Origin of the sequence: Winslowiella iniecta, assembly GCF_001267535.1 — a bacterium.
GTDB classification, from domain to species: Bacteria; Pseudomonadota; Gammaproteobacteria; order Enterobacterales; family Enterobacteriaceae; genus Erwinia; species Erwinia iniecta.
The window spans coordinates 127,601-134,357 of the sequence record NZ_JRXE01000011.1 but is presented as its reverse complement, the minus strand read 5'-3'; the positions used below and the strand labels follow the sequence as shown (position 1 = coordinate 134,357).

Annotated in this window: 9 protein-coding genes; 7 read left to right on the top strand and 2 right to left on the bottom strand. The window is 53.0% G+C overall.

The features are described 5' to 3' along the window. The coding region (locus NG42_RS09715) for a hypothetical protein (protein WP_420911307.1) at positions 1-754 on the top strand (754 nt) is incomplete at its 5' end. Positions 755-788: 34 nt separating this feature from the next. Here the strand turns inward: NG42_RS09715 and ribA are convergent. Beyond that, entirely contained in the window at positions 789-1,382 is a 594-nt protein-coding gene (ribA, locus tag NG42_RS09710; RefSeq protein WP_052899102.1) for a GTP cyclohydrolase II, read from the bottom strand. 218 nt (positions 1,383-1,600) lie between these two features. On the opposite strand from ribA, the gene pgpB reads away from it, so the two are divergent. The 5 genes from pgpB (at position 1,601) to yciH (ending at position 5,306) form a co-directional block, all read left to right on the top strand. Beyond that, complete coding sequence (gene pgpB, locus NG42_RS09705) at positions 1,601-2,371, top strand: phosphatidylglycerophosphatase B (protein WP_052899101.1); 771 nt, start codon at positions 1,601-1,603, stop codon at positions 2,369-2,371. Between the two features lie 157 nt (positions 2,372-2,528). Continuing rightward, positions 2,529-2,837, top strand: a complete 309-nt coding sequence (locus tag NG42_RS09700) for a LapA family protein (RefSeq protein WP_052899100.1) — start codon at positions 2,529-2,531, stop codon at positions 2,835-2,837. 6 nt (positions 2,838-2,843) lie between these two features. Then, positions 2,844-4,013, top strand: coding sequence for a lipopolysaccharide assembly protein LapB (gene lapB, locus NG42_RS09695; protein ID WP_052899099.1), 1,170 nt, complete (start codon positions 2,844-2,846; stop codon positions 4,011-4,013). Between the two features lie 247 nt (positions 4,014-4,260). Further along, positions 4,261-4,983 (top strand): orotidine-5'-phosphate decarboxylase, encoded by a 723-nt coding sequence (pyrF, locus tag NG42_RS09690; RefSeq protein ID WP_052899098.1) that lies wholly within the window; start codon positions 4,261-4,263, stop codon positions 4,981-4,983. Beyond that, the gene (yciH, locus tag NG42_RS09685; RefSeq protein ID WP_052899097.1) at positions 4,980-5,306 is read left to right on the top strand and encodes a stress response translation initiation inhibitor YciH; all 327 of its coding nucleotides are present in this window, start codon (positions 4,980-4,982) and stop codon (positions 5,304-5,306) included. Before pyrF ends, yciH begins: the two co-directional genes overlap by 4 nt. 112 nt (positions 5,307-5,418) lie before the next feature. On the opposite strand, the gene osmB is transcribed toward yciH, so the two are convergent. Continuing rightward, positions 5,419-5,637, bottom strand: a complete 219-nt coding sequence (gene osmB / locus NG42_RS09680; RefSeq protein WP_052899121.1) for an osmotically-inducible lipoprotein OsmB — start codon at positions 5,635-5,637, stop codon at positions 5,419-5,421. Positions 5,638-6,085: 448 nt separating this feature from the next. On the opposite strand from osmB, the gene araD reads away from it, so the two are divergent. Beyond that, a partial coding sequence (gene araD / locus NG42_RS09675) for an L-ribulose-5-phosphate 4-epimerase (RefSeq protein ID WP_052899096.1) occupies positions 6,086-6,757 on the top strand: 672 nt, incomplete at its 3' end.

Below are 6,757 nucleotides of genomic sequence, written 5' to 3'. Positions count from 1 at the left end.
CGCGGGTGTCATCCCGCTGTTAACCGGTGCGGCAAGCTTGCTGGCGGATACCAGCGGGCTGGGCAGTACGCTGGTGCACAACTCGCACCTTTCCTCCGCTCTTGGCTGGATCGCTTTTGCCGCCGGGGTAATCTCGTTGGGAGCCGGAATTACCCCGCTATTATCGGAAGCCACGGATGCGTTGCGTCAGCGACTCGGCACTATCCGGCGTATCGGACTAAGTGGTGGCGCAAAAGCTGCCGGGCGCGAAATGGCGGCAGCCATGGGGGAGCGGCAGATACCGTCGTACGAAGAACGTATTGCGGCAGTTACTGGTTCTGACAAGCTGACGCATTATGTCCATGAGGACAATCCGTACCGTATCACCACCCAAAGAGTAAAAGGGCGCATTAAAACGGTGCTGGAGGCGGAGTACCACCCAAATCACTGGATTATCTGGGGAATGCGCAGAAAGCCGCAGGATCCTTTTTTTATCAGTGATTTGATTAGCTGGCAGTATGAACGCATCGCCAGAGAACAAGATTTTTATCGCGTAATACCCGACTGGATAGAGCAGAACATGGTGAGCAATCAACAGACCATCAGCTTAACTGAAGATAAATCAGGTGATGAATTAAGGGATATTTTTTTAACGCAAACCCCTAATGGAAAAGTGGTGCAGCGGCTGGCCGATCTTTATAAGTTCAGCGTAAATTATGTGGAAAGCGGGGGCAGGTACGGCAATTATTATTCATGGATCGATAAAGGTCATTAGCAGATTAAAAGCCGGGTTTCCCCGGCGGTCAGGCTTACTCTTTCGGCAGCAAATGACCCATTTTGGCTGCTTTGGTATCAAGGTAGTGGGCGTTATTAGGATTACGTCCGACGACCAGCGGCACACGCTCCACGATATTGATCCCGGCTTCGCTCAGGATCTCCACTTTACGCGGATTATTGGTGAGCAGGCGCACTTCATTGACGCCAAGTAGTTTAAACATATCAGCGCACAGGGTGAAATCACGCTCATCCGCGGCAAAGCCCAGCTGGTGGTTGGCTTCCACCGTGTCGTAGCCTTTGTCCTGTAGCGCATAGGCGCGGATTTTATTCAGCAGGCCAATGTTGCGGCCTTCCTGACGATGATAGAGCAGTACGCCGCGGCCTTCTTCGGCAATGGTGTTCAGTGCGGTTTCCAGCTGAAAGCCGCAATCACAGCGTAAACTAAACAGCGCGTCGCCGGTCAGACACTCAGAGTGAACACGCGCAAGGACTGGATCATTATTGGCAATATCGCCAAATACCAATGCCAGATGATCGTGCCCGGTTGCCAATTCTTCAAAACCAACCATAAGGAAGTCTCCCCATGGCGTTGGCAGTTTGGCTTCTGCCACCCGTTTAAGCTGCATGTGACTCTCCGCAAACATCGCCTCAGATCCGTCTGTCACTCGCGGATCTGGCAAAATGATTCATAAAAACCTGGCTATTTTGCCATAATTGTCAGGCTCATTCTCTGAATTGCGCTAATTTAAATGCACAAAGGCACGATAAGCAACCTGATAGTTAGCTTGTTAATTTTATGTAAGAAATTATGCTTACTTAGCTTAATGCTTAACAAGGAAGAACCATGTTAGAAATTGCCAGACGTACCGCTATCGGTGCGCTGTTGTTACTGATTATGCCGCTGGCGGTATGGATTTCTGGCTGGCAGTGGCAGCCGGGAGCCAGCGGGTTATGGCTTCGGGCACTGTTCTGGATGACCGAGACCGTTACCAGTCCGTGGGGTATTCTGACCAGCACCATCCTCTGTGGCTGGTTTTTATGGTGCCTGCGTTTTCGCGCCAGGCCAGCGATCTTCCTGTTAGTCATTATGATAGCCGCAATTCTGACAGGGCAGTACACCAAGTCGTTTATTAAACAGCAGGTGCAGGAGCCTCGTCCCTATGTGCTGTGGTTAGAGCAGACCCATGGCGTCAGCGAGCAGGACTTTTATGCACTTAAGCATAAAGAGCGCGGCAAGACGGTGACCGGGCTATTAGAAAATGACACCGAGCTGCCGCCGTGGCTAAAAAAACACTGGGCATTTGAAACCGGCTTTGCTTTTCCTTCCGGGCATACCATGTTTGCCGCCAGCTGGGCGCTACTTGGCGTTGGCTTATTATGGCCGCGTCGACATATCAAAACCGTGGTATTGCTGATGGTGTGGGCCAGCGCCGTGATGGGCAGCCGCATGCTGCTCGGGATGCACTGGCCACGGGATTTGGTGGTGGCAACGCTGATCAGCTGGCTGCTGGTGACGCTGGCGTGCTGGCTGGCGCAGCGCGTGTGTGGGCCGCTGACCATTCCGCCGCAGGAGCAGCGTGAAATAGCGCAGCGTGAAGATGATGCGCCACAGTGATTGAAATTTGCCGTCCGCGCCCCCATAACCAGTTGCATAGGGTGTGGGGCCGGGGGCTTATTCCTGCAGGACCGGATGTTTTAACTGTTTAACATGCAGCATCCGATCGAATTTTTTGGCATAATTCTTTGGTTAACACCAAATTACGGGACGAAATGTGAAATATTTACTGATCTTTTTACTGGTTTTGGTGATTTTCGTCATCTCGGTGACACTGGGTGCGCATAACGATCAGGTGGTATCTTTTAATTATCTGCTGGCTGCGGGGGAGTATCGCATTTCCACGCTGCTGGCCACGCTGTTTGCCGTCGGTTTTTTGCTCGGCTGGGCGATCTGCGGCCTGTTCTGGCTACGCGTTCGCGTTGCGCTGGCAAATTCCCAGCGCAAGCTTAAACGTCTTCAGCAGCAGCTGGGCGAGGCAGACGCCGTGGTGACAACGTCACGCGTTCCTGCCGTCAAGGAATAACCCGCCATGTTGGAATTGCTGTTTCTGTTACTGCCCGTTGCTGCCGCCTATGGTTGGTACATGGGGCGCAGAAGTGCGCAACAGGATAAGCAACAGGAAGCGAGTCGACTGTCTCGCGACTACGTTACCGGCGTTAACTTCCTGCTTTCAAACCAACAGGATAAAGCCGTCGATCTGTTTCTCGATATGTTGAAAGAGGACAGCGGTACGGTGGAAGCCCACCTGACGCTCGGCAACCTGTTTCGTTCTCGCGGCGAAGTTGACCGCGCCATCCGTATTCACCAGTCATTAATGGAGAGCGCCTCACTTACTTACGATCAGCGGCTGTTAGCAATTCAGCAACTTGGCCGTGATTATATGGTGGCGGGGATGTATGACCGGGCAGAAGATATGTTTGGTCAGCTGATTGATGAGACCGACTTCCGTATTGGCGCGCTGCAACAGCTGTTACTGATCCATCAGGCAACCAGCGACTGGCACAAGGCGATTGATGTTGCCGAACGGCTGGTGAAGCTGGGCAAAGATCGTCAGAAGATGGAGATCGCCCACTTCTACTGTGAGCTGGCGCTGCAGGCGATGGCCAGCGATGATCTCGATCGCGCGATGAACCTGCTGAATAAGGCTGAAGCGGCAGATCGCCAGAGCGCCAGGGTGTCGATCATGATGGGTCGCATTCTGATGGCGCAAGGGGAAGATGCCAAAGCGGTTAAGCATCTTCAGCGGGTGATTGAGCAGGACAAAGAGCTGGTCAGCGAAACGCTGGAGATGCTGGAAACCTGTTTCCAGCGCCTGAACCAGCCGCAGGCGTGGGCTGACTACCTGAAACGCTGTGTGGAAGAAAATACCGGCGCAGCGGCTGAACTCTATCTTTCGGAGATTCTGGAACGCCATGAGGGCGCAGAGGTGGCGCAGGTGTATATCAACCGCCAGTTGCAGCGCCATCCAACCATGCGCGTGTTTCACCGTCTGATGGATTTCCACCTGCATGAAGCGGAAGACGGCAGGGCGAAAGAGAGCCTGATGGTGTTGCGGGATATGGTTGGCGAGCAGATCCGTACCAAGCCACGTTATCGCTGCCATAAGTGCGGTTTTACCGCCCATGCGCTCTACTGGCATTGTCCTTCCTGCCGTGCCTGGTCGTCGGTGAAGCCGATTCGAGGGCTGGATGGTCAGTGAACAGAGATTCCCGGTGACGGGAATTTTTTGTTACTGTCTTTAGTTACAACATACTATAAGCTGCATGATATTTGCGGTGCAAAATTTAGCCAAGTAGCAGGTGTTTGGTCGGGCAGGCGGGAGAAGGATTTTGTCATATCTGCGAGAAACTGCCCGCTTGCGCTGTAAACCCGGCCCGGCCACAGGTAGAATGCTTGCCGTTTATCCATTGCGCCATGCTGGTGCTTCACCGTCAGAGGGTTATCTCATGTCATCACCTCAAACCGTAAACGACTCGCCGATTCTGGTGGCGCTGGATTATGCCGATCGCCAGCGCGCAATGGCTTTTGTCGACCGCATCGATCCGCAGTCTTGTCGCCTGAAAATTGGCAAAGAGATGTTTACGCTGTTTGGTCCACAGCTGGTACGCGATTTACAACAGCGCGGCTTTGAAATCTTCCTCGATCTTAAATTCCACGATATTCCAAATACCGCTGCCCATGCCGTGGCGGCTGCCGCCGATCTCGGCGTCTGGATGGTTAACGTCCATGCCAGCGGTGGAAAGCGCATGATGACCGCTGCGCGAGAAGCGCTGCTGCCATTTGGTAAGGATGCCCCTTTGCTGATTGCGGTAACCGTGCTGACCAGCATGGAAGCGGGCGACCTGCGCGATATCGGTATCGATCTCTCGCCGGCTGAGCATGCCGAACGCCTGGCGCGCCTGACACGTGACTGTGGCCTGGATGGCGTCGTGTGTTCCGCCCATGAAGCAGAGCGTTTTAAAACTGCCATCGGTCAGGATTTCAAACTGGTCACGCCGGGAATTCGTCCGGCAGGCAGCGCCGCAGGCGATCAGCGTCGCATTATGACGCCGGTGGAAGCGCAGCAGGCGGGCGTTGACTATATGGTGATCGGCCGTCCGATTACGCAGTCTGACGATCCGGCGCAAACCCTGCAGAATATTCTGGCGTCGCTGAAGGAGGCATCATGAACGACGACAACAGTCGTTTAGTCTACTCTACCGATAGCGGACGTATTGAGCAGCCTAAAGAGAAAGCGGTGCGTCCGAAGGGGGACGGTGTGGTGCGTATTCAGCGTCAGACCAGCGGACGCAAGGGCAAAGGCGTTTGCCTGATTACCGGTATCGAGCTGGATGATGCTGAGCTGACCAAGCTGGCAGCCGAGCTGAAGAAGAAATGTGGCTGCGGCGGTGCCTTAAAAGAGGGCGTGATCGAGATTCAGGGCGATAAGCGCGATTTGATTAAGAGCTTACTGGAAGCGAAGGGCATGAAAGTTAAGCTGGCTGGCGGTTAATTCATTTGTCCCGGAAAAATCCCGAAAGAAAAGGCCGCGAATTTCGCGGCCTTTTTTATCATCAGATGCGCTGCGTTAAGCCAGAACAGTTTCTTATAATGGTTAGTTGAAATTACTTGCCGACCTGATGGCCAATGATACCGCCGACCGCAGCGCCACCAATGGTGCCTAAACCGCTGCCATTGGTGAGAATAGAACCACCGATGGCACCGGCACCGGCACCAATGGCGGTGTTACGATCGCGCTTAGACCAGTTTGAACAGCCACTTAAAGAAAGAACTAATGTGGCAGCCAGCATCGCGGCGGTAAAACGTTTAGCATTAATTGACATCATGACTTCTCCTTAGTTGTTTCTCACAGAGAATACCCCTCAAGTATAGTTGGAGTTCTCTGCATTTAGGTCCACGGACTGCTTATTTACGAACGTTTTACTTCCATTTCCCTGCTAAAAGCGTGAAAACGTCGTCTCCTTCTTCCCTAAAGTTCCAGTCTTACAGCACTCCAGTGCTTTATGGGTAAGAGATTTCTGGTGTTCTTTTTGCAGCAGTGGAGAGCAATTGCGGTTGGATATAGAAAGTGTGCTAACTATCACCCTATAAGCTATTGCATATCAATATTGTATCCAGATGCAAATCTTCTGGCAGGGTAAAAATTCTCAATTTTCATCAGAAAGTTTTGTGAACAGCCACTTTCTGCCGTTGATACAGCAATCCGCTCCATAGCCAGTCGGACAGGTCACACTGAAAATAGTGCTAAAGCCGTCAATGGAGATCTCTGCAATGCTGGAACAACTGAAACAACAGGTGCTGGAAGCCAATCTGGCATTGCCACGCTACGGGCTGGTGACTTTCACCTGGGGTAACGTCAGCGCCATAGATCGCAGTCGCGGGCTGGTGGTGATTAAGCCGTCAGGCGTCAGCTATGAGGTGATGACCGCCGAAGATATGGTGATAGTCGAACTGGAAAGCGGCAAAGTCGTGGAAGGCAGTAAGCGCCCCTCCTCGGATACGGATACCCATCGCGCGCTGTATCTTGCCTGGCCGGAAATTGGTGGCATCGTTCATACCCATTCGCGCCATGCGACCATCTGGGCGCAGGCTGGCAGGGATATCCCGGCGTGGGGAACCACCCATGCCGATGATTTTTATGGTGATATCCCCTGTACCCGTAAAATGCTGCAAGGCGAGATCGTCGAACGTTATGAATGGGAAACCGGACAGGTGATTATTGAAACGCTGCGCCAGCGTAATATCAGTCCGCTGGAAATCCCGGCGGTGCTGGTCAATTCACATGGGCCGTTTGCCTGGGGAAAAACGGCCGCCGATGCGGTGCACAGCGCGGTGGTGCTGGAAGAAGTCGCCTATATGGGAATTTTCAGCCAACAACTGACGCCTGAATTACCGCAAATGCAGCAGGCATTACTGGATAAACATTATTTGCGTAAGCATGGC